Annotated in this window: 19 protein-coding genes and 2 tRNA genes; 6 read left to right on the top strand and 15 right to left on the bottom strand. The window is 62.8% G+C overall.

Annotated elements, in window-relative coordinates; translation table 11 throughout:
• The 6 genes from xsc to ACZ92H_RS22670 all read right to left on the bottom strand — a co-directional run.
• Window positions 1–1456: sulfoacetaldehyde acetyltransferase (gene xsc / locus ACZ92H_RS22695; protein WP_465051106.1), on the bottom strand; the 1456-nt coding region annotated here is incomplete at its 3' end.
• Window positions 1457–1682: 226 nt separating this feature from the next.
• Window positions 1683–2693 carry a porin gene (locus ACZ92H_RS22690; protein WP_465051105.1) on the bottom strand — a complete coding sequence of 337 codons (1011 nt, stop codon included), beginning with the start codon at window positions 2691–2693 and terminating at the stop codon, window positions 1683–1685.
• Window positions 2694–2763: 70 nt separating this feature from the next.
• Complete coding sequence (locus ACZ92H_RS22685; RefSeq protein WP_465051104.1) at window positions 2764–3573, bottom strand: thiazole synthase; 810 nt, start codon at window positions 3571–3573, stop codon at window positions 2764–2766.
• On the bottom strand, window positions 3570–4874 hold the full coding sequence (locus ACZ92H_RS22680) for a D-amino acid dehydrogenase (RefSeq protein ID WP_465051103.1): 1305 nt from the start codon (window positions 4872–4874) through the stop codon (window positions 3570–3572). The genes ACZ92H_RS22685 and ACZ92H_RS22680 overlap by 4 nt, the downstream gene beginning before the upstream one ends.
• A 16-nt stretch (window positions 4875–4890) precedes the next feature.
• Window positions 4891–5955, bottom strand: a complete 1065-nt coding sequence (locus ACZ92H_RS22675) for a YeiH family protein (RefSeq protein WP_131377555.1) — start codon at window positions 5953–5955, stop codon at window positions 4891–4893.
• Window positions 5956–6159: 204 nt separating this feature from the next.
• Window positions 6160–7029 carry an NAD(P)-dependent oxidoreductase gene (locus ACZ92H_RS22670; RefSeq protein WP_465051102.1) on the bottom strand — a complete coding sequence of 290 codons (870 nt, stop codon included), beginning with the start codon at window positions 7027–7029 and terminating at the stop codon, window positions 6160–6162.
• Between the two features lie 262 nt (window positions 7030–7291).
• Between ACZ92H_RS22670 and ACZ92H_RS22665 the strand changes: the two genes are divergently transcribed.
• Window positions 7292–7945, top strand: coding sequence for a PEP-CTERM sorting domain-containing protein (locus ACZ92H_RS22665; protein ID WP_465051101.1), 654 nt, complete (start codon window positions 7292–7294; stop codon window positions 7943–7945).
• 57 nt (window positions 7946–8002) lie between these two features.
• Here the strand turns inward: ACZ92H_RS22665 and hisC are convergent, their stop codons facing one another.
• The 6 genes from hisC to ACZ92H_RS22635 form a co-directional block, all read right to left on the bottom strand.
• The gene (gene hisC / locus ACZ92H_RS22660; RefSeq protein ID WP_465051100.1) at window positions 8003–9061 is read right to left on the bottom strand and encodes a histidinol-phosphate transaminase; all 1059 of its coding nucleotides are present in this window, start codon (window positions 9059–9061) and stop codon (window positions 8003–8005) included.
• A 323-nt stretch (window positions 9062–9384) separates the two neighbouring features.
• Window positions 9385–9474, bottom strand: a tRNA-Ser gene (locus ACZ92H_RS22655).
• A gap of 400 nt (window positions 9475–9874) precedes the next feature.
• A tRNA-Ser gene (locus tag ACZ92H_RS22650) sits at window positions 9875–9964 on the bottom strand.
• A 113-nt stretch (window positions 9965–10077) separates the two neighbouring features.
• Window positions 10078–11367 (bottom strand): serine--tRNA ligase, encoded by a 1290-nt coding sequence (serS, locus tag ACZ92H_RS22645; protein WP_465051099.1) that lies wholly within the window; start codon window positions 11365–11367, stop codon window positions 10078–10080.
• Between the two features lie 134 nt (window positions 11368–11501).
• Window positions 11502–11705 (bottom strand): hypothetical protein, encoded by a 204-nt coding sequence (locus ACZ92H_RS22640; RefSeq protein ID WP_465051098.1) that lies wholly within the window; start codon window positions 11703–11705, stop codon window positions 11502–11504.
• A gap of 276 nt (window positions 11706–11981) precedes the next feature.
• Window positions 11982–13403 (bottom strand): aminotransferase-like domain-containing protein, encoded by a 1422-nt coding sequence (locus ACZ92H_RS22635; protein ID WP_465051096.1) that lies wholly within the window; start codon window positions 13401–13403, stop codon window positions 11982–11984.
• A 180-nt stretch (window positions 13404–13583) separates the two neighbouring features.
• Between ACZ92H_RS22635 and ACZ92H_RS22630 the strand changes: the two genes are divergently transcribed.
• Both ACZ92H_RS22630 and ACZ92H_RS22625 read left to right on the top strand, forming a co-directional pair.
• A complete protein-coding gene (locus tag ACZ92H_RS22630; RefSeq protein ID WP_465051095.1) occupies window positions 13584–13874 on the top strand; it encodes a DUF2917 domain-containing protein in 291 nt (96 codons plus the stop codon).
• Window positions 13871–14629: an NAD-dependent epimerase/dehydratase family protein gene (locus ACZ92H_RS22625; protein ID WP_465051094.1), complete on the top strand. Its 759-nt coding sequence runs from the start codon at window positions 13871–13873 to the stop codon at window positions 14627–14629. Before ACZ92H_RS22630 ends, ACZ92H_RS22625 begins: the two co-directional genes overlap by 4 nt.
• A gap of 3 nt (window positions 14630–14632) precedes the next feature.
• Here ACZ92H_RS22625 and ACZ92H_RS22620 read toward each other — a convergent pair whose 3' ends face one another.
• The 3 genes from ACZ92H_RS22620 to ACZ92H_RS22610 form a co-directional block, all read right to left on the bottom strand.
• The gene (locus tag ACZ92H_RS22620; RefSeq protein ID WP_465051092.1) at window positions 14633–15940 is read right to left on the bottom strand and encodes a replication-associated recombination protein A; all 1308 of its coding nucleotides are present in this window, start codon (window positions 15938–15940) and stop codon (window positions 14633–14635) included.
• A 69-nt stretch (window positions 15941–16009) separates the two neighbouring features.
• On the bottom strand, window positions 16010–16666 hold the full coding sequence (gene lolA / locus ACZ92H_RS22615; protein WP_131377581.1) for an outer membrane lipoprotein chaperone LolA: 657 nt from the start codon (window positions 16664–16666) through the stop codon (window positions 16010–16012).
• A gap of 3 nt (window positions 16667–16669) precedes the next feature.
• Window positions 16670–19030 carry a DNA translocase FtsK gene (locus ACZ92H_RS22610; RefSeq protein ID WP_465051090.1) on the bottom strand — a complete coding sequence of 787 codons (2361 nt, stop codon included), beginning with the start codon at window positions 19028–19030 and terminating at the stop codon, window positions 16670–16672.
• Between the two features lie 214 nt (window positions 19031–19244).
• On the opposite strand from ACZ92H_RS22610, the gene trxB reads away from it, so the two are divergent.
• From trxB to ACZ92H_RS22595, 3 genes are all read left to right on the top strand, one after another.
• A complete protein-coding gene (trxB, locus tag ACZ92H_RS22605) occupies window positions 19245–20198 on the top strand; it encodes a thioredoxin-disulfide reductase (RefSeq protein WP_465051089.1) in 954 nt (317 codons plus the stop codon).
• Window positions 20199–20205: 7 nt separating this feature from the next.
• Window positions 20206–20880 carry a Smr/MutS family protein gene (locus ACZ92H_RS22600; RefSeq protein ID WP_465051088.1) on the top strand — a complete coding sequence of 225 codons (675 nt, stop codon included), beginning with the start codon at window positions 20206–20208 and terminating at the stop codon, window positions 20878–20880.
• A gap of 123 nt (window positions 20881–21003) precedes the next feature.
• The gene (locus ACZ92H_RS22595) at window positions 21004–21633 is read left to right on the top strand and encodes a trimeric intracellular cation channel family protein (protein WP_071324539.1); all 630 of its coding nucleotides are present in this window, start codon (window positions 21004–21006) and stop codon (window positions 21631–21633) included.
• Window positions 21634–21701 lie beyond the last annotated feature (68 nt).

The raw sequence follows: 21701 nt of genomic DNA, 5'->3' as shown, positions 1-21701 counted from the left end.
CCCAGGCGCCGTCGCCCGCATACGACACGGCCGGACGGTGCGGCGCGGCCACCTTGGCGCCGATGATGGTCGGAAACGCATAGCCGCAGTTGCCAAAGCTCATCGCCGCAAAGAAGCTGCGCGGCTTCTCGAAGCGCAAATAGCTGTTGGCCACCGAGTTGATGTTGCCGATGTCGGTGGACACCATCACGTCTTCCGGCATGGCTTTTTCCAGCTCGCGCAAGACCTGGCGCGGGTGCAGGTAGTTGCCCGGCTCTTTCTTCTGCTCTTCGATCATGTCCAGGCTGTACGCATCTTTTTCATGCGTCCAGTTCGTCAATTCCTCTTCCCACGCCGCCTTTTCCGCTTGCACGGTGGCATAGCGCGCGTCGCGCGTCGTATCGCAATCGAGGGCCTTGCCGTCCAGACGGGCAAGAATCGCTTTCGCGGCCGCCTTGGCGTCGCCGCAGATGCCCACCGAAATCTTTTTCACCAGGCCCAGCATCTTGTTGTCGGCGTCGATCTGGATGATCTTGGCATTCTTCGGCCAGTAATCCATGCCGTGCTGCGGCAAGGTGCCGAACGGTCCCAGGCGCGAACCGAGGGCCACGACGACGTCGGCCTGGGCAATCAGTTTCATGGCCGCCTTGGAACCCTGGTAGCCCAGCGGACCGCACCACAGCGGATGGCTGGCCGGAAACGAGTCGTTGTGCAGGTAGCTGTTGACGACGGGCGCGCCCAGGCGCTCGGCCAGCGCCTTGCACTCCTCGATGGCGTCGCCCATGACGACGCCGCCACCGGAAATAATCACGGGGAACTTGGCCTTGGCCAGCAGTTCGGCCGCATCGTCGAGGCTTTGCTCGCCGCCGGCGCCGCGGTCCAGGCGGTTCGGCTGAGGGATCTCGGCCTTGATTTCGCCATAGAAATAGTCACGCGGAATGTTCAGCTGGGTCGGGCCCATTTCCGACATGGCGCGGTCAAAGCAGCGGCCCGTGAATTCGGCCATGCGGGCGGGATTCGTCACGTGGCCCTGGTATTTGGTGAATTCCTCGAACATCGGCAGCTGGTTCGCTTCCTGGAAGCCGCCCAGGCCCATGCTCATGGTGCCCGTCTCGGGCGTGATGATGACCACCGGGGTATGCGCCCAGTAGGCGGCGGCAATCGCCGTGACGCAATTGCTGATGCCGGGACCGTTCTGGCCGATGACCACGCCATGGCGGCCCGAGACGCGGGCATAGCCGTCGGCCATGTGGCCGGCGCCCTGCTCGTGCACGACGGGAATCAGGCGGATGCCGGCGGGGGCGAAGATATCCATCGGGTCCATGAAAGCCGAGCCCATGATGCCGAACATGTCGGTCACGCCGTTGGCGGCCAGGGTTTCCACGAACGCTTCGGAAGGCGTCATCTTTTGCGGGCCAGTCGGGGTCACTGCGGTGGCCGCTGCGGCGGCGGCTTTTTGGTCGGACAAATCGGTCATGGCTCAGTCTCCTTACAGTTTTATAAAAAATCGGTATGTTTTGTTCCGATATTTGAAATACGTGTTCAATTTAACGGTTGCGAAATGGGCTGTCAATGAGATTTCGTGAAAAATCGGACTGTTTCATTCCTGAATCTGAAATCCGCGCCTCTGCGCCGCTCCTGAAACAACAATGGCGGCTGATCCGCAACAGATAAGCCGCCATGGGTGTTGCCCGCCGTGCGCCTTAGAACTTCAGTCGCATGCCCGCCGTGAAGGCGCTTGAGTGATGGCCCGGCAAGGGCGCGCTGCCGCCGCTGGAGGCGTCGCCAACGAAGTTGGTGCCCGCGCCATCGTTGTTGATGCGGCCATACGAGGTGTACAGGTTCGTGCGCTTGGACAAGGCATACGTGTAGCCGATGGCCAGCTGGCGCCCGCCGCGGCGCGCATCCGTGCGGTCATCCTTCTTGATGTACGAAGCCATCACGCTGCCGGCCGCCCCCACGGGCGCGGATACGCCCAGCATGACGTCGCGGAAATCCGTGCCCAGGTCGTCCTTGTCCGTTTCATACGCGGCGTGCAGCTTGGCGGGACCGAAGTCGTATGTGCCGCCCAGCAAGGTCACTTTCGCCGTGTTCAAGGGCGTGTCCTTGCGGTTGTCGTGGGCCAGGGTCAGCACCAGCGGGCCGTTGGCGTAATCGATGGAAAAGTCGATGGTGCGGCCCAGGGTGTTGCTGTCCGGCTTTTCGCCCAGGCCGTACATCACGGCAGCCGACAAGCCGTTCACCTTCGGCGTCTCGTACATGATGGAATTTTTCGTGCGCAGGCTGGCCACGCTCATCAGGTTGATCGAGGCGCCCGTCATGCCCGTCTCGAACGGGTCGATGTTGTCCAGCGCGGTAAACAGCGGATTGTGCTGCAGGCCGATATTCACGGCGCCGAAGCCGCCCGACAGGCCCACGTAGGCCTTGCGCCCGAACAAGGCGCCCTGGCGGTAGGCGCCCGTGTCGAGGTCGAGACCGTTTTCCAGCAGGAAGTTGGCTTTCAGGTTGTTACCCAGGTCTTCCGTGCCTTTGAAGCCGATGCGGCTGCCCGACTGCACGCCGGTGGCCAGCTTGGTGACGCTGCCTTCCGCGCCGCCATGCTCGGACGTCAGGCCCGCGTCGAGCAAGCCGTACACGGTGACGGACGACTGGGCGCTGGCACTGCCGGCAAAGAAGGAGGCCAGGATGGCCGCCGCTACGAGTGTGTGTTTCATGTCATCTCCAGGTATTGTGATTTTTATAAACGCTTGAAACGATACTCAACTACGGTGCTGCAAACTCGGCTCAGGCGATCAGCCCGGCCATCGGCGACGAGGGCGAGGCGCGCATGGCGCCTGCTCTGCGGGGCATGCGTCCGGCCAGGTAAGCCTCGCGTCCGCCCTGTACTGCCAGTTTCATGGCGCGCGCCATGCGGATGGGTTCGCGCGCAGCCGCGATGGCGGTATTCATCAAAATGCCGTCGCAGCCCAGTTCCATGGCAATGGCCGCGTCCGACGCCGTGCCGACGCCCGCGTCGACCAGCACGGGAACGGTGGCTTGCTCGATGATCAGCGACAAATTCCACGGATTCAAAATGCCCATGCCCGAGCCGATCAGCGACGCCAGCGGCATGACGGCGATGCAGCCGATGTCTTCCAGCATGCGCGCCTGGATCGGATCGTCGCTGCAATACACCATCACCTGGAAACCGTCGCGCACCAGCTCCTGCGCCGCCTTCAACGTTTCCGGCATGTTCGGGAACAGCGTCTTGTCGTCGCCCAGCACTTCCAGCTTGCACAGCGGGTGGCCGCCCAGCAGTTCGCGCGCCAGTTGCAGCGTGTAGACGGCGTCGCGCGCGTTGTAGCAGCCGCCCGTGTTGGGCAGGATCGTGTATTTCGACGGCGGTATGAAGTCGAGCAGATTCGGTTCGCCCTTTTCCTGGCCGATATTCACGCGGCGGATGGTGACGGTGACGATCTCGGCGCCGCTTTCCTCGATGGCCAGGCGCGTTTCCTCGAAATCCCTGTACTTGCCCGTGCCCACCAGCAGGCGCGACTGGTAGGTGGTGCCGGCCAGGGTCAGGCCGTTTTGTGCGGGGGTGGTGGCGTCTCTCATCGTGGTGCTCTCCTAAGTTGAACCAAAGCGGTCTCTTGCCGGGGCGGCTCCCCGCAAAACGCAAAATCCACGTCCGGCCGCCGTCCCGACACGAGGTCGGCCAGCGCCCTGCCCGCGCCGCAGCCCATGGTCCAGCCCAGGGTGCCGTGGCCCGTGTTGAGGAATAGCTGGCGGTAGCGCGTGGCGCCGATGTAGGGCACGTTCGAGGGGGTCAGCGGGCGCAGGCCGGCCCAGTAGATGGGGTCGCCGTAATCGCAGGCATGGGGAAACAGGGCCTGCACGCGGCGCGTGATGGCGGCGCAGCGCACGGGATTGAGTTCGCGCGTGTAGCCGTTCAGCTCGCACGTGCCCGCCACGCGCAGGCGCAAGCCCAGGCGCGAAAACACCAATTTATGGCCATCGTCCGTCAGCGACACGGTCGGTGCGCTGGCGGGATCGAGAATCGGATACGTGGCCGAGTATCCCTTGCCCGGATATAACATCAGGCGCAGGCCCAGCGGCTGCAGCAGGGGCGCGGAAAAGCTGCCCATGGCCACCACCACGGCGTCCGCGTGCTCCAGGCGGTGGCGCCCCTGCGCGTCGATGCATTCCGCGCCCGTGACTCTCTCGCCATCCAGCAGCAAGCGCGTCACGGTGGCGCCGAAGCGAAAATCCACGCCGGCCGCCGCCGCGCGGGCCGCCAGCGCCGTGGTAAACAGATGCACGTCGCCGGACTCGTCGCTGGCCGTGAAGTCGCCGCCGACGATCTGCTTGCGCGCATGCGCCAGGGCCGGCTCGATGCGGATCACCTCGTCGGCGCTGACGGTGTTGCGCGGGCAACCCAGTTCGCGCAGCAGCGCGGCGCCGGACTGCGATTTATCGAACTCCTGCCGGTCCGTATAGAAATGCAAAATGCCTCGCTCCAGGTGGTCGTATTCGATGCCCGTCTCGCGCCGCAAGGCTTGCAGGCTCTGCCGGCTGTACTCGGCCAGGGCGACGATCTGGCGCATGTTGCGCGCCACACGCGAGGGCAGGCATTCGCGCAGGTAGTGCACGGCCCACCGCCATTGCAGCGAATCGAGGCGGGGACGGAACAGCAGCGGCGCATCGTCCTTGCCCAGCCAGCGCACGACCTTGCGCAGGGTGGCCGGATTGGCCCACGGCTCGGCATGTGAGACGGAAATCTGGCCGCCATTGCCGAAGCTGGTTTCCTGCGCCGCGCCCGCCTGGCGTTCCAGCACGCGCACGTCGTGGCCCGCCTGGCGCAGATACCAGGCCGTGGCCGTGCCGACCACGCCGGCGCCGAGGACAAGGACTTTCATGGCAGGCCCGGTGCGTTCAGCGCGTCAGCAGCACGGCGATGGCGACGAAGGCGGCGATCCACACCGTTTCCATCACCAGCATGATCACGGGACGCCAGCCCAGCGAGGCCAGCGACTGGAACGACGTTTTCACGCCTAGGGCGGCAATGGCGATGACGAGGCAGGCGCGCGAGGCATTGTTGATCCAGCCATTCACCTCCTGCGGAATCAGGCCCAGGCTGTTGGTGATGACCAGCCACACAAAGCCGATCAGGAAGAAGGGCACGAGCGGCGGTGCATCCACCTCGCTCTTGCCGTCCTTGCGCTTGAACATGATCGACAGGCCCAGCACGACGGGCACCAGGCAAGCCACGCGCGTCAGCTTGACGAAGGTGGCAACGTCGCCCGTGTGGTTGCTGACCAGGTAGCCGGCGCCCACCACCTGCGCCACGTCATGGATGGTGCCGCCGATGAACACGCCCGCTTCCGTCGGATCAAAGCCCAGCAGCTTGACCAGCAGCGGGTAGACGATCATGGCCAGGGTCGACAGGGTGGTCACGCCCACCACCGTCAGCAGGGTGAACTTTTCGTTTTCCTTGGTTTGCGGCAGCACGGCCGAGATGGCCAGCGCGGCCGATGCGCCGCAGATGGCCACGGAGCCGCCCGACAGGATGCCTTCCGTGAGGGGGCGTTTCAGCCACCTGGCCAGCAGGTAGCCGAAGCCCAGGGTCGCCACCAGGCCGCCGACGACGATCAGCAAGGGCGTCACGCCGACCGAGGCGATCTGGTTGAAGGTGATGCGCGCGCCCAGCAAGGCCACGCCCGTGCGCAGCAGCACCTTGCTGCAAAATTCGATGCCGGGCTTGCACGTGGGGTCGGACGCGAGAAAGTGAAAGGCGAGGCCAAAGAACAAGGCATACAGCAGCTGCGGGCCGCCGTAATTGCTGGAAATAAAAGTAGCCGACAGGGCGATCACCAGGGCGATGGCGACGCCGGGCCAGCTGCGCAGCACGGCGCGGGGACGCCAGATGGCGACGGCGGAAGACAGGTAGGGAATGTTCTTGTCGACAACGCGTGTTATCGCTGAGGAGTTGGTTTTCATGCGGGTCCGCTCATAATGTTTTAAAAATTGGGACATTTCATCTCGTTTTTTAATAATACACGATGAGCTAGCGAAGTCCATGCTTTCCCATGAAAATCGAAACCAGATGTTCCGGAAACTGACGTTTTAATTTAAAAGCAGGCGTAAACGACAAGCGGCGCGGCCCTTTGCAGGGTCGCGCCGCTGTTGCTGAGGTTAAAAAGATTACTTTTTGTTCAGGCGGGTAATCAGGCTGGACGTATCGTAACGGTTGCCGCCTGCCTGCTGCACTTCGCCATAGAACTGGTCCGTCAATGCCGTCACAGGCAGGTCGCTGCCGTTGCGCTTGGCTTCGGCCAGGCAGATGCCCAGGTCCTTGCGCATCAGGTCGACAGCGAAGCCGAAATCGAACTTGCGCTCTATCATGGTCTTGCCCCGGTTTTCCAGCTGCCACGACTGCGCCGCGCCCTTGGAAATCACGTCCACCACCAGGGCCGCGTCCAGGCCCGCATTTTCCGCAAAGGCGATGCCCTCGCTCAAGGCTTGCACGAGGCCGGCGATACAGATTTGGTTGACCATTTTTGTGAGCTGGCCGGAACCGGAGGCACCCATGTAGGTGACGGCGCGGGCAAACAGGGCGATGACGGGTTCGGCGCGCGCGTACGCTTCCGCGTCGCCGCCCACCATCACCGTCAGCTTGCCGTTTTCCGCCCCCGCCTGGCCGCCGGACACGGGCGCGTCAAGGAAGAACACGCCCTTCTCTTTCGCCGCCGCGTGGATGGTGCGCGCCGCTTCGGCGGACGCCGTCGTATGGTCGATCAGGATGCTGCCCGGCGCCATGGCGGACAGCAGGCCGCCCTCTTCCAGGATCACTTGATACAGATCGTTATCGTTGCCGATGCAGGTGAACACGAACTCGGCACCGGCAGCGGCGGCGGCCGGCGTGGCGGCGCTCTTGCCCTTGTGCTGCTCCAGCCAGGCGGCCGCGCGCGCCGGGTTGCGGTTGTACACGGTGACGTCGTGCCCGCCCGCCGCCAGATGGCCTGCCATGGGGAAACCCATGACGCCCAAACCGATGAATGCCACTTTTGCCATATTGTCCGTCCTGTCGATGAATGAATCCGATTATTGTTGCACAAATGCCCCGCCCTGGCAGCATCGCGGTGGCATATGGTTCCATGGGCACATCGGCCACGGCAGCTGGGGACATCCGCATTCCAACTATGCAAGATGAAAATTATCATAAAGAAACTTTATGTTGCATTTATTTCTATCCAATATTATATTGAATTGGCATTTGGAAATCTCGGATGCACAGTGTCACATCCTTTCCCCCATCCCTGTTAAGGAGTCGATCTTGCAAACTACTACTTCCCGCCTGAAAATCATCAGCGCCGCCGCCCTGCTGCTTGCCGCCAGCGCCGCCCACGCGGACATCACGGTGTTTACCAGCCAGTCCGCCTATCTGGCAGCCGTTGGCAATACTGGTGTCGATACCTTTGATGATCTGCCCATCGACGCGCTCGACGGCCCGCTGAACCGCAGCGCCGGCAGCTATGCCTACACGGTAGGCAGCGTGGGCGCTTCGCCCATCCTGTATGGCGCGGGTACGGGCAGCGATAGCTGGCTCAGCACGAACAACCGCAACGACAGCGTGGTGTTCTCCAACTTTTCCAGCGCCGTACGCGGGGTGGGGGGATTCTTCTTCGGTTCAGACTTTTCCGGCGAGTATGCAAGCAGCCAGAGCATCACGCTGACCGCGCGCAACGCGCTGGGTGAACTGCTCACCTACGAACTGGCCTTGCCGACGCAGGCTTCGTTTGTCGGCTTCCTGTCGACGGGCGCCTTCTCCGACCTGTCCGTCAGCACGGCGGGACAGATCGGCATCTGGCCGACCATCAATAACCTGTCCGTATCGGCCGTACCGGAACCAGCCACCTACGGCATGCTGCTGGGCGGCCTGGGCTTGCTGGGCTTCATGACGCGCCGCCGCCGGGCCGGCCCGCAATAAACTGGCGCCTGGTACGGCTGCCGGCAGCCGTACCAGGCCTTTGCTCACGCCAGCAAGTCACGCCAGCAATTCTCGCAAGGCCGTCATCAGGGCCGCGCATTCCCCCACATTGCCGATGCTGATGCGCAGATACTGGCTGATGCGGGGCGCATTGAAATGGCGCACGATCACAGCTTTGGCGCGCAGTCCGGCCGCCAGTTGTGCCGCGTCATGTTGCGGGTGGCGGGCAAAGACGAAATTGGCCACCGATGGCAGCACCTCGAAACCCAGCGCCCTCAAATCCGCCGTCAGCTGTTCGCGGCTGGCCATCACGGCCTGGCGCGTGTGCTGGAAATATGTTTCATCATGTAGGGAAGCAATGGCGCCAGCCAGCGCCAGGCGGTCCAGCGGATACGAGTTGAAACTGTTCTTCACGCGCTCCAGCGCCTCGATCAAGTCCGCATGCCCGAATGCGCAGCCCACGCGCAAGCCGGCCAGCGAACGCGACTTCGAGAACGTCTGCACCACCAGCAAGTTCGGATAACGCTCCAGCAAGGCCACGGCGCTCTCGCCACCGAAATCCACATACGCTTCATCGACCACCACCACCGCATCGGGATGGGCGCGCAGCAGCGCTTCCACGCCGGCCAGCGGCAAGTCCACGCCCGTTGGCGCATTGGGGTTCGGGAAGATGATGGCGCCGCATGGCCCCTGGTAATCTTCCGGGCGGATGCGCATGGCCTCGTCGAGGGGCACGGTGCGGTAATCGATGCCATACAGCTTGCAATACACGGGATAAAAACTGTAGCTGATGTCCGGGAACAGCAGCGGCGCGTCGTGCTTGAGCAAGGCCATGAAGGCCAGCGCCAGCACTTCGTCGGAGCCGTTGCCGACAAACACTTGCGCGCTGTTCAAGCCATGGTAGCCGGCCAGGGTTTGCTTCAGTTCGCTGGCGGAAGGATCCGGATACAGGCGCAGGCTGTCGGTGGCAGCTTCGCGCAGCGCGGCCAGCACCTGCGGCGACGGGCCGTACGGGTTTTCATTGGTATTCAGCTTGACCAGGCCGGGCAGCTTGGGCTGCTCGCCGGGAATGTAGGGGGTCAGCTCGCTGACGATGGTGCTCCAGAATCGGCTCATTGCTTGGGTTCGCGGGATGGGGGATCGGGTAGATTACCATAGGCTGAGCGGGGTCAAGGCGGGCGCCATCGGCAAGCGGTAGCGTGGACAGCGCCGGCATCGGGCCCGGACTGCAGAAGACGTGGCGGGCGTCGCGTTTGCGGTGGTGAGGCTGGTGCACTAGCTTGCGGTAGTGGTCGGCTGGCCTTTCAACCCTGAATGGAGGAAAAAACGCCTTGCGCTGCGCGCTTTGGGCGGTTTTTCTACCTGGACTTTGCGCTGGTGGTTTTGTGACCTTGCGGGCATAAAAAAAGCTCCCTTGCGGGAGCTTCTCTTATGTATTCTGGCGGAGAGGGTGGGATTCGAACCCACGGTACGATTTAACGTACGCTTGATTTCGAGTCAAGTACATTCGACCACTCTGCCACCTCTCCGTTTACTGCGGTCTTTTCATTCAAACTGACGTGTCCGTTTGAACGAGGCGCTATTTTAGCATGGGGATTGTTCAGTTGGGTAGGGGTTTGTTGCTAATCCTGCTTTGAAAAAATATGGACGATTCGGGGAGCCTGGCGCGAGACGCGGTTCGTTTTTGTGGACGCCGCCTTGGCGCGCGCGTAAAACCAATTGGACGATTCGGAAAGCCTGGCGCGAGACGCGGTTCATTTTTGTAGACGCCGCCTTGGCGCGCGCGTAAAACCAATTGGACGATTCGGAGAGCCTCGCGCGAGTACGCGCTCGTCTTCGCATCCCACGCGCAAGGCGCGCAGGCGCCTTGCTCCTCTTCGCCGCCACAAATAAAAAAAGCTCCCTTGCGGGAGCTTTCTTTATTTGTTCTGGCGGAGAGGGTGGGATTCGAACCCACGGTACGATTTAACGTACGCTTGATTTCGAGTCAAGTACATTCGACCACTCTGCCACCTCTCCATTTGCTGCGGTCTTTTCCCGCATTGCTGCGAGAAGGCAAGATTATAGCAGCCGCTTGAGAAAATGGAAGGACTATTTTTCGCCTTTCATTCCACCCGGCTGCGTGCTCTTGCTTAGGCCTTCAGATGCGTCAGGCCGCCCATGTACGGACGCAGCACTGCGGGAATCTCGATGCTGCCGTCCGCCTGCTGGTAGTTTTCCAGCACGGCGACCAGGGTGCGGCCCACGGCCAGGCCGGAGCCGTTGAGGGTGTGCGCCAGTTCCGGCTTGCCGGCCGCGTTGCGGAAACGCGCCTGCATGCGGCGGGCCTGGAAGGCTTCGCAGTTCGACAGGGACGAGATTTCGCGGTAGGTGTTTTGCGCCGGCAGCCACACTTCCAGGTCGAAGGTCTTGGTGGCCGTAAAGCCCATGTCGCCCGTGCACAGCGACATCACGCGGTATGGCAGGCCCAGGCGTTGCAGAATCGTTTCCGCATGGCCGACCATTTCTTCCAGCACTTGATAGGAAGTGTCAGGGTGCACCACTTGCACCATTTCCACCTTGTCGAACTGGTGCTGGCGGATCATGCCGCGCGTGTCGCGGCCATAGCTGCCCGCTTCCGAGCGGAAGCATGGCGTATGGGCCGTCATTTTCAGGGGCAGCTGATCGAGCGCCAGGATCTCGTCGCGGGCGATATTCGTCAGCGACACTTCCGACGTCGGAATCAGGTAGAAGGTCTCGCCCTCGCCTTCCACGCCGCCTTTTTTCACCGAGAACAGATCGGCTTCGAATTTCGGCAGCTGGCCCGTGCCGCGCAGGGAATCGGCGTTGACCATGTACGGGGTATAACATTCCGTGTAGCCATGCTCGTCCACGTGCGTGTTGAGCATGCATTGCGCCAGCGCGCGGTGCAGGCGGGCGATGCCGCCCTTCATGACGGAGAAGCGCGAGCCAGTCAGCTTGGTGGCCACTTCGAAATCGAGGCCCAGCGGGCCGCCCACGTCGACGTGATCCTTGACTTCAAAGTCAAACGTGCGCGGCGTGCCGACCTTGCGCACTTCCACGTTGCCCGACTCGTCCGTACCCACGGGGGCCGACTCGTGCGGCAGGTTCGGCACGGCCATGATGAAATCGCTCAGCTTGGCTTGCACGAGGGTCAGTGCCGCTTCATCGGCTTTCAGTTCGTCGCCCAGGCCCGCCACTTGCGCCATCACGGCCGAGGTGTCTTCCCCCTTGCCTTTCAACATGCCGATTTGCTTGGACAGCGCGTTGCGCTTGCCCTGCAGTTCTTCGGTGCGCGTCTGGATCGCCTTGCGTTCGGCTTCGAGGGCGGTAAAACCGGCCACGTCGAGCTGGAATTTGCGCGTCGCCAGGCGTTCTGCGACGCTAGCGATGTCTTTACGGAGAAGTTGGATATCTATCATGGGTGGATGGCGGTGCCGATGTATCGAAAGCATCCATTGTACCAAGACCCGTTCACTTCCTTATGAGTTTTGCACACGGCCCGCCATCGTCATGGCAGCCTGGCTGGGCACTCGCGCCCGCTTTACAGTTTGCTTCAGATAAAGGCGGCTTTTTCGGCGGCCGTCAGGCGGCGGGCGCTGACGGTAACGACAGGCATCTTGCTGTCGGCGGCCTGGGCGATCACGGTGGTACTGGCGCTCACTTCGACCGTATTCGCGCCGGCCGTGGCGAAGCTGGCGCCAACGGCGATGACGGCGGCGGCGACGAAGGCGATTTCCATGTTTTTCAGTGCGTTCATGATGTAACTCCTGGTTGGTTTATTCGTTTGACTGCGGTTGGTATGGTGGTACTTTAGCCAACGCGCCGGCAAGACGCCACCGGCTTGCGACCAGCGGCGAAAAACAAGGAGCGAACGGTGAAAAACGGGGACTGAAGGGAAAACAAGGGAATGAACAACGCCTGACAAAACCGTAGCGAGCGGCAGTGATTTGTGGCTAAGAAGCGCAACTGTGCTGTAGCACAGTGAGCATCGCAGGCCGCAAAGCGCGCCGCGCAGTAGGTTTTGACAGGCGTTCTACAAGGCGTCCTTGACCAGACGCCCCAGGCGGCCGATGGCCTGCTCGATGCGCGGCGTCCACGCGTTGCCGCAGTTGAGCCGCAGATAATTGCCGAACTTGCCCGAAGCGGAGAACAGCTGGCCCGGCATGAAGGCCACGCCTTCGGCGATCGCCTGCCCGTGCAGGGCCAGCGCGTCGACCTGCGGCGGCATCTGCACCCACAGCACGAAACCGCCCTGCGGTTCGGACAGCATGCAGTCCGCGGGAAAGTGGGCGGCCACGGCGTCGGACATGCGCGCGATGCGCTGCACCAGGGTGCGCCGCATCTTGCGCAGCTGCTGGTCGTAGCTGCTGCCTTCCAGGAAATCGGCCAGCACGGCCTGGAAGAAATGGCTGGTGGCGCCGCTGGACACGGTTTTCAGCAGCGCCACTTCCTGCGCGTAGCGCCCGGCCAGCACGTAGCCCACGCGCGAGGCGGGCGTGATGGCCTTGGAAAACGAGGAGCACAGCAAGACGTTGCCGCTCGTGTCGTAGGCCTTCACGGGCCAGGGCCGCTGCGGGGCAAAGCACAGGTCGCCGTACACGTCGTCTTCCACCAGCGGCACATTGAATTCCGACAGCAGTCCCGCCAGGCGCTTCTTGTTTTCTTCCGGCATGACGCAACCGAGCGGGTTGTTCGCGTTCGGCACGAACAGGCATGCTTGCACGAGACCGGCGCGCAGGGCCAGTTCCAGCGCATCGAGCGACGGCCCCGTCTTCGGGTCGGTGGGAATTTCCAGCGCCTTCATGCCCAGGCTTTCGATCATCTGCAGCAGCACGAAATACGTGGCCGACTCGATGGCGATGGTGTCGCCCGGCCGGGCCACGGCGCGCAGGCACAGGCTGATCGCTTCCGTGCAGGAATTCGTCACGACGATCTCGTCCGGGTCGAGCTTGCCCCAGTCCAGGGCGCGGCGCGTCACCTGGCGCAGGAAGTTGCCCTCGCTGATGTCATAGCAGCTGACCTTGCTCAGCAAGACGGGATCGCGCCGCGCCACCGCGCTGATGGTGCGCTGCATGCGCTTGATCGGCAGGATCTCGTCGGGCGGCCAGGCCGTGCCCAGCTGCACCACGTCGCGCGTTTCGTTCTCCTTCAGCACGCGCATCAGCAGGTTGTTGATGCCGACGAAGGCCGGCTCTTTCAGGTGCGGCGCATCGGCGCTGCACGGGCGGCGCGGCGCCCGGTGGCGCACGAAATAGCCGGACTGGGGCCGCGCATCGACCTGCCCCCGGTCCTCCATCAGGCGCAAGGCTTGCATCACCGTGCTGATGGAAATGCGCTTTTGCTGCGCCAGGTGGCGGATGGACGGCAGGCGCTCGCCGGGCGCGAACACGCGCGCGTCGATCAGCGCGCCCAGCTCGTTGGCCAAGTGCTCGTACAGATTGATATGCGTACTCATGTTCATCCCTTCAGTATGCGGCCCCCGCGCTGCACCGGCACAGATACAGTTGCCGATTTTTTTGACAAGCACAGTGTACGCCGCCGGACACTGTGTTCATGACAATTTCGTTTTCCTGCATCTGTTCTCGTTGTGCCCCAGGGCCTAAGCTGTTCCTGTCCGCCCACCAGGAGTTTCGCCATGCACACCGACCATGAACTGCGCCCGCAACATCCCCTGCGCCTGGAAAAGGCGGACAGCGCCGTGATCGAATGCCTGCACGGCACGGCCTGGATCACGGCCTACGCCCAGTTCGACGACTGCGTGCTGCGCGGCGGCGAACGCTATACGATACCGAACGGGGGCCTGGTGCTGGTGGAAGCCGTGGGCAGCGGACGCATCCGCGTGCATGGCCCCGCCGCGCAGCATTCCGTCTGGCAACGTCTGCTGGCGGGAACCTTTCCCACATTAATGACCACAAGGAATACATGAATCAGGCAACACCGACTCCAGCAGCCCCGCCTTTGCGCGTCCTCGTCACGGGCGCCGCCGGCGTCATCGGCACCGTTTTCTGGCAGCGCCGGCACGGGGAATTCTCTCTGCGCCTGGCCGACCTGCACACAGGCAAGCTGGCCGAAGCGCCCTGCCCGTCCATTCAGCTCGACGTGGCCGACCACGCCGCCTGCCTGGCCGCCTGCGCGAATATCGACGTGGTGCTGCACCTGGCCGGCGTGCCCCACGCCAGCGCCGATTTCGACACGCAATTGCTTCAGCCGAACATCGTCGGCACGCACAACATCTTTCGCGCGGCGCAGGCACAGGGAGTAAAACGGGTGGTGTTTGCCAGCAGCGCGCAAGCCATCGAAGGCTATCCGCTGGACGTCCAGGTGCACGAGCACATGCCGGCCCGGCCCGCCAACATGTATGGCGCCAGCAAGGCCTTCGGCGAAGGCGTGGCCTCCGCGTTTGCCCACCAGCACGGCATGACGGCGATCGCCGTGCGCATCGCCAACGTGGCGCGGTTTGCGCATGGCCAGCAGCACAGCGCGCGCGACATCGCCGCCTTCATCAGCGAGCGCGACGTGGTGCAGCTGCTGGCCCGCTGCATCAGCGCCGACGTGCCGCCCGGCTACCACGTCGTGCATGGCGTGTCGGACAACCGCTACAAACGGCTGTCCATCGAAGCAACGCGCAAGCTGGTGGGCTACGCGCCGCAGGATGACGGTTTTGCGCTGCTGGGCCTGTAAGGCTCAGCCCTTGCCAGCTTTCCTGTCCAGCTCGCGCAGCCAGGCCAGCTTATCGGCGATCTTGCTTTCCAGGCCGCGCGGCACGGGCTGGTACCAGCCCGGCTCCGCCATGCCGTCCGGAAAATAGGTTTCGCCGGCCGCATAGGCGTCGGGCTCGTCGTGCGCATAGCGGTAGGCGTGGCCGTAGCCCAGTTCCTTCATCAGCTTGGTCGGCGCATTGCGCAAGTGCACGGGCACTTCCTTCGACTTGTCTTTCTTGACGAAAGCCATGGCCGTGTTGAAGGCGTTGTAGCCGGCATTGCTCTTCGCGGCGATCGCCAGGTAGATCACGGCCTGGCCCAGGGCCAGCTCGCCTTCGGGCGAACCAAGGCGTTCGTACGTTTCCGCCGCGTCATTGACCATGGTCAGCGCCCGGGGATCGGCCAGGCCGATGTCTTCCCAGGCCATGCGCACGATGCGCCGCGACAAATAGCGCGGGTCGGCGCCGCCATCGATCATGCGGCAAAACCAGTACAGGGCCGCGTCCGGATTCGAGCCGCGCACGGACTTGTGCAGGGCGGAAATCTGGTCATAGAAATTGTCGCCGCCCTTGTCGAAACGGCGCGAATTCAAGGTGAGCGCATTGTCGACGAAGGCCGCGTCGATGGTGGTCGTGCCCGTCGAGCTGGCAGCCGTCTCGGCCTGCTCCAGCAAATTCAAAAAGCGCCGCGCATCGCCGTCCGCGTAGCCGATCAGGGTATCGGCGGCCGCCTCGTCGAAGGTCAGGTGCGTCAGGGCGGAACTTTGCGCCTTGGCCAGCAGCTGCCTCATCTCGTCTTCGTTGAGCGATTTGAGCACATACACTTGCGCGCGCGACAGCAGCGCGGAGTTCACTTCAAAGCTGGGGTTTTCCGTCGTCGCGCCGATGAACGTCACCAGGCCCGATTCGACGAACGGCAGCAAGGCGTCCTGCTGCGACTTGTTGAACCTGTGGATTTCGTCGACGAACAGCAAGGTGTGCTTGCCGAACTGGTCCAGGCTGTGGCGCGCCTGGTCCATGGCCGCGCGAATATCTTTCACGCCGGCAAACACGGCCGACAGGGCGATGAATTCGCTGTCGAAGGCGTTCGCCATCAGGCGCGCCAGGGTGGTCTTGCCCACGCCGGGCGGCCCCCACAAAATCATCGAATGGGCCTTGCCCGCCTCGAACGCGAGGCGCAGCGGCTTGCCCACGCCCAGCAGGTGCGTCTGGCCGATGACTTCGTTGAGGGTAGCAGGCCGCAGCGCTTCGGCCAGCGGCTGGCGCGGCGCGGTGGAAAAGAGATCCGCCATAATATTTACCGGGTAAGAATGCAAAGGCCCCGCATGCTGCGAGGCCGGTCAATGACAGTCTGCGAAAAATTAATTATTAATCACATCCGCGCCCTTGGGCATGACAAATTTAAAGTGATCGGCGGATAAGGCCGGATTTTTCTGGAAGTTCTTGAACGCCAGCACCGACGTCTGGCCGAAAGAATCGCGCAATTCCATCGCTTCGGGCACGCCATTGCGCAGGCCGATGCTGATTTCGTCGAACGTCGTGTCCTTGGCCTTCGGCGTCGCTTTCAGCCACTCCAGGCCATCGCGCGTGCCCGCTTCCGCCAGGGTGAAATTCTTTTCCAGGTCGTTGCTGCCAAACAAGATCGCGGCCGGCGAGGAACCCAGCGCGTCGCCCAGCTTCTTCACCGTCACCTGGCTCAAGTCCTTGTCATAGATATACAGCTTGTCGCCGTCCGCTTGCAGCAGCTGCTCGTACGGCTTCAGATACGTCCAGATGAACTTGCCCGGGCGGGCGAACTCGAAGGTGCCGCTGGCCGGGGTCGACACTTTCGCCTTGCCGCCCGCATCCGCTTTCTTGACCTGGCGCTGCACGAACTCGCCCTTGGCCGACTTGGTGCCGGCGGCAAAGCTCTTGAATTGCTCCAGGGCGCTGGCCGAGGCGCTGGCCGCGAACAGCAGGCTGCAGGCGATGCCGGCCGCGCCGATGACGATTTTTGCTGCGAAAGTATTGCTCTTCATTCTCTATCCTTGTTCTGCACTGGCCGCCGGCACCAGGATGTCCCGGTTGCCATTGGATTGCATGGTTGAGACCACCCCGCTCTGCTCCATCTGCTCGAGCAGACGGGCGGCGCGGTTGTAGCCGATGCGCAGATGGCGCTGGACCAGCGAAATTGAGGCGCGGCGGTTTTTCAGCACCACCGCCACCGCCTGGTCGTACAGGGCATCGGCCTCGCCGCCGCCCTCGCCCGGCGCGCCGCCTTCGGCGCCGTCGCCTTCCAGGGTGCCGCCTTCGAGGATGCCCTCGATGTAATTCGGTTCGCCCTGCAGCTTCAAATGGCTGACGACCCGGTGTACTTCCTCATCGGACACGAACGCGCCGTGCACGCGCATCGGCAAACCGGTGCCGGGCGGCATGTACAGCATGTCGCCCATGCCCAGCAGGGTTTCCGCGCCCATCTGGTCCAGAATCGTGCGCGAGTCGATCTTCGACGATACCTGGAACGCGATACGCGTGGGAATGTTTGCCTTGATGAGACCCGTGATCACGTCGACAGATGGGCGCTGCGTGGCCAGAATCAAGTGCAGACCGGCGGCACGCGCCTTTTGCGCGATGCGCGCGATCAATTCCTCGACTTTTTTACCCACCACCATCATCAGGTCGGCCAGCTCGTCGATGATGATGACGATGGTCGGCAGTTTTTCCAGCGGTTCCGGCGCATCGGGCGTCAGGCTGAACGGATTCGGGATATGTTCTTCGCGCTTCTTCGCGTCGGCTATCTTGGCGTTGTAGCCGGCCAGGTTACGCACGCCCATCTTGCTCATCAGCTTGTAGCGGCGTTCCATCTCGTTCACGGCCCAGTTCAGCGCGTGGCCGGCCTGGCGCATGTCCGTCACCACGGGCGCCAGCAAGTGCGGAATGCCTTCGTAGACGGACATTTCCAGCATCTTCGGATCGATCAGAATCAAACGCACGTCGAGCGGGTCGGACTTGTACAGCAGCGACAGAATGGTCGCATTGATGCCCACGGACTTGCCGGAACCGGTGGTGCCGGCCACCAGCAAGTGGGGCATCTTCGCCAGATCGGCCACGACGGGCTTGCCGGCGATATCCTTGCCCAGCGCAATCGTCAGGCTGGACACGCCATCGTTGTAGACCTTGGAGCCGAGAATTTCCGTCAGGCGCACGATCTGGCGCTTGCTATTCGGCAATTCCAAGGCCATGTAGTTCTTGCCTGGAATGGTTTCCACTACCCGGATGGACGTGAGCGACAGCGAACGGGCCAGGTCGCGCGCCAGGCCGACGATCTGGCTGCCCTTCACGCCCGTGGCCGGCTCGATTTCGTAGCGCGTCACGACGGGACCGGGATAAGCGGCCACTACCTTGGCATCCACGCCAAAGTCGGAGAGTTTCTTTTCGATCAGGCGGCTCGTGAATTCCAGGGTTTCCACGGACACGGTTTCCACCACGGGCGGCGCCTCGTCGAGCAGGGACAGCGGCGGCAGCTTGCCATCGCCCAGGTTCTCGAACAGGTGGGCCTGGCGCTCCTTTTCCACGCGTTCCGATTTCACCACCGTGACGACCTGCGGCTCGATCTTCACGGGCGGCGCGGCCACGTGCTTTTCCACGTGCTTGGCCCGCTCGATGACCACCACCTCGTCGCGGCGCACGGCAGCCACTTCGCCCTGGCGGCGGTCTTCGCGGTCCTGGTAGCGCAGCACGAACCAGTTGAAGGCGTCTTCGATGGCGCCGCCGATGCGCTCGGCCACTTGCAACCAGGATACGTGGAAGAACAGGGAAAAGCCCAGGCCGAACAGCAGCAACAGTAATAAGGTAGCGCCGGTGAAGCCGAAGGCCACGTGGGCGGAATGCCCCACCAGCTGGCCCAGCACGCCGCCGGGGTCGCGCGGCAGCTGCACGTGCAGGCTTTTCGCCATGCGCAGGTATTCCAGGCCCATGCTGCCGATCAGCATGATGGAGAAGCCGACAATGCGGATCAGCATCTCGACGTGGTGCTCGCGCTCGACTTCCTCTTCTTCCAGCAGGAAGCGCTTACTCAGGCGGCGATAGCCATTCCATACGGTGCGCAGCAGCCACACGCACCACCACCAGGCGGAAAAGCCGAAGATATACAGCAGCAGATCGGAGAAGGTCGCGCCCAGCTTGCCGCCCAGGTTGGCGACCTTGTCGACGTTGGTGGCGTGCGACCAGCCCGGATCGAGCTTGTTGAAGCTGGCCAGAATCAGCACGAAGTACAGGGCAAACGCGGCCAGCGCGAACCAGCGCGCCTCCGACAGCAGCCTTACCAGCCGGTTCGGCAAAGGCCGGCGTTCGACCGGTTTACGGGTGTAGCTATTTTGATTGGCCTGGGCTGGTTTAGTCATTCTGGGAAGCGCTGCAAGGTGATAAATGTTTCTGGAAGGGAATTTCCCATAATAAGGATGTATTCTAAGCCATATATGTCATGGATGGCCCCACGATTCGTCGCCTCAGGCGGCTTGGTCTATAATCTGGGATTGCTTGCGCAAGCGCAATACGTCCTTGTTCTTCGCGCGTACGCCCCCAATTCGGATAGACCACACTCATAGAGAAGCTCCCATGACTACTACCAAACACGCCCGCGTCTTGATTCTCGGTTCCGGCCCCGCCGGCTATAGCGCCGCCGTCTACGCCGCGCGCGCCAACCTGAACCCGATGCTGGTGACCGGCGTGGAACAAGGCGGCCAGCTGATGACCACCACCGACGTGGAAAACTGGCCAGGCGACCCGATGGGCGTGCAAGGCCCGGACTTGATGCAGCGCCTGCTGCAGCACGCCGAGCGTTTCAATACGGAAATCGTGTTTGACCACATCCACACCACTTTCCTGAATGAAAAGCCGATCCGCCTGAAGGGCGACAGCCATGACTACACCTGCGACACCCTGATCATCGCCACGGGCGCGTCCGCGCAATACCTGGGCCTGCCATCGGAAGCGGAATTCATGGGCAAGGGCGTGTCCGCCTGCGCCACCTGCGATGGCTTCTTCTACCGCAACCAGGAAGTGGCCGTCGTCGGCGGCGGCAATACGGCCGTCGAGGAAGCGCTGTACCTGTCGAACATCGCCAATAAAGTCACCCTGATCCATCGCCGCGACAAGTTCCGCGCGGAAGCGATCTTGATCGACCGCCTGAACGCCAAGGTTGCCGAAGGCAAGATCGTGTTGAAATATAACCACACCCTCGACGAAGTGACGGGCAACGAAGGCGGCGTCACGGGCCTGAACATCAAGTCGACCATCGACGGCAAGGTCGAAGCGCTGTCCGTGCACGGCGTCTTCATCGCCATCGGCCACAAGCCGAACACGGGCATCTTCGAAGGCCAGCTGGAGATGCACAACGGCTACATCAAGACCAGGACGGGCCTGGAAGGCATGGCCACGGCCACCAGCGCGCCGGGCGTGTTCGCCGCCGGCGACGTGCAGGACCATATCTACCGCCAGGCCATCACCAGCGCCGGTACGGGTTGCATGGCAGCACTGGACGCCCAGCGCTACCTGGAAGGCCAGGAGTAATCGCCGCATGGCGTCGATGAAAGACTTTGCCGACCTGAAAGCGGTCAGCAAGCAGCTCAAGGAACAGGCCGATGCGCGCGCCCAGGCTGAAGCCGAGCGCGCCAAGCAGGTGCAGGTGCGGGCCGTGGAGAGCAATCTCTTCAAGGCCAGCATCGGCGGCGTCAAGCGCCTGCCCGAGTCGGACCGCTATGTGCCCAGCCTGCCCAAGACGGGCGCCATGGCTGCGGCACAGCCGGCACGCAAGCTCACGCCGGAAGAGGACGATGCGGCCGTGCTGCGCGAATCGCTGTCGGACTTGTTCGAAGTCGACCATTACCTGGAAAACGATCCGGCCCTGAATTACGCCCGCCCCGGCGTGGGACCGGACGTGGTAAAGAAGATGCGCAAGGGCCACTGGCCCATCCAGGATGAACTGGACTTGCACGGTTTGCGCCGCGACGAGGCGCGCGACGGCATCGGCGCCTTCCTGAACCAGGCCACGCGGCGCAAGCTGCGCTGCGTGCGCGTGATTCACGGCAAGGGTTTTGGCTCGAAAGGCCAGGAACCGGTGCTCAAATCCATGGTGCACAGCTGGCTCGTGCAGAAGGATGAAGTCATCGCCTTTTGCCAGGCGCGCCGTTCCGAAGGGGGCGATGGCGCGCTGGTCGTCTTGCTTTCGGCAGCCTTGCAGCCCATCCGCTAAGCCTGACAGCAAGCAATTACCATTCCGTCACACGTACCACACTGCACACGGCCCCGTTTGTCACCATTCGGGGCCGTGTCATGTTAACCTGTGACAATTATTTCCTGTCCTCGCGCTCCGCCCATGATGCCACCCCAATTGCCGCCTGGCTCGCTGATCAAGATCATCGAGGTCATCGCCATCCTGGTGGGCGCGTTTTCCGGTTTCATCGAGGCACGCCGCAAGCGCATGGACCTGGTCGGCGTCTTCGTCGTGGCCTTCATCACGGCGTTCGGCGGCGGCACCCTGCGCGACATCCTGCTCGACAAGCGGCCTTTGTTCTGGGTGTCGCACCAGGAATACGCGATTTTGATCTTCGTGCTGGCCCTGACGGCCGCGCCGCTGATCCAGCACCTGCGCCAGATCGTCTCGGAACGCCTGATCGTCGTGGCCGACGCCATCGGCCTGGGCATGTTCGCCATCGCCGGCGTGGCTGAAGCCATGCGCGCCGGCATGCCGATTTTTATCGCCTCGATGATGGGCGTGATTACGGGAATTTTCGGCGGCGTGATGCGCGACATCGTCTGCAATGAAGTGCCGATGGTCTTTCGCGACGGCAAACCGTATGCCATCTGCGCCTTCTTCGGCTGCTGGGCTTATCTATTGCAGATGCACTTCGGCGCCGAGCACGACTTTGCGCTGTGGACCAGCGCCAGCGGCATCACCATTTTGCGCCTGATTTGCTGGAAATTCGACATGCGGCTGGGGCGCTGAACCTCGCCAGGAGGAGATCCAGCAAGATGCCGGGCGGCTCACGTCGGATTACGCGCAGGCGCTAACCC

The sequence above is a fragment of the Janthinobacterium foliorum genome (assembly GCF_978021625.1).
The sequence above is the reverse complement of the archived record's forward strand: the minus strand, read 5'-3'. Positions and strand labels throughout refer to the sequence as shown.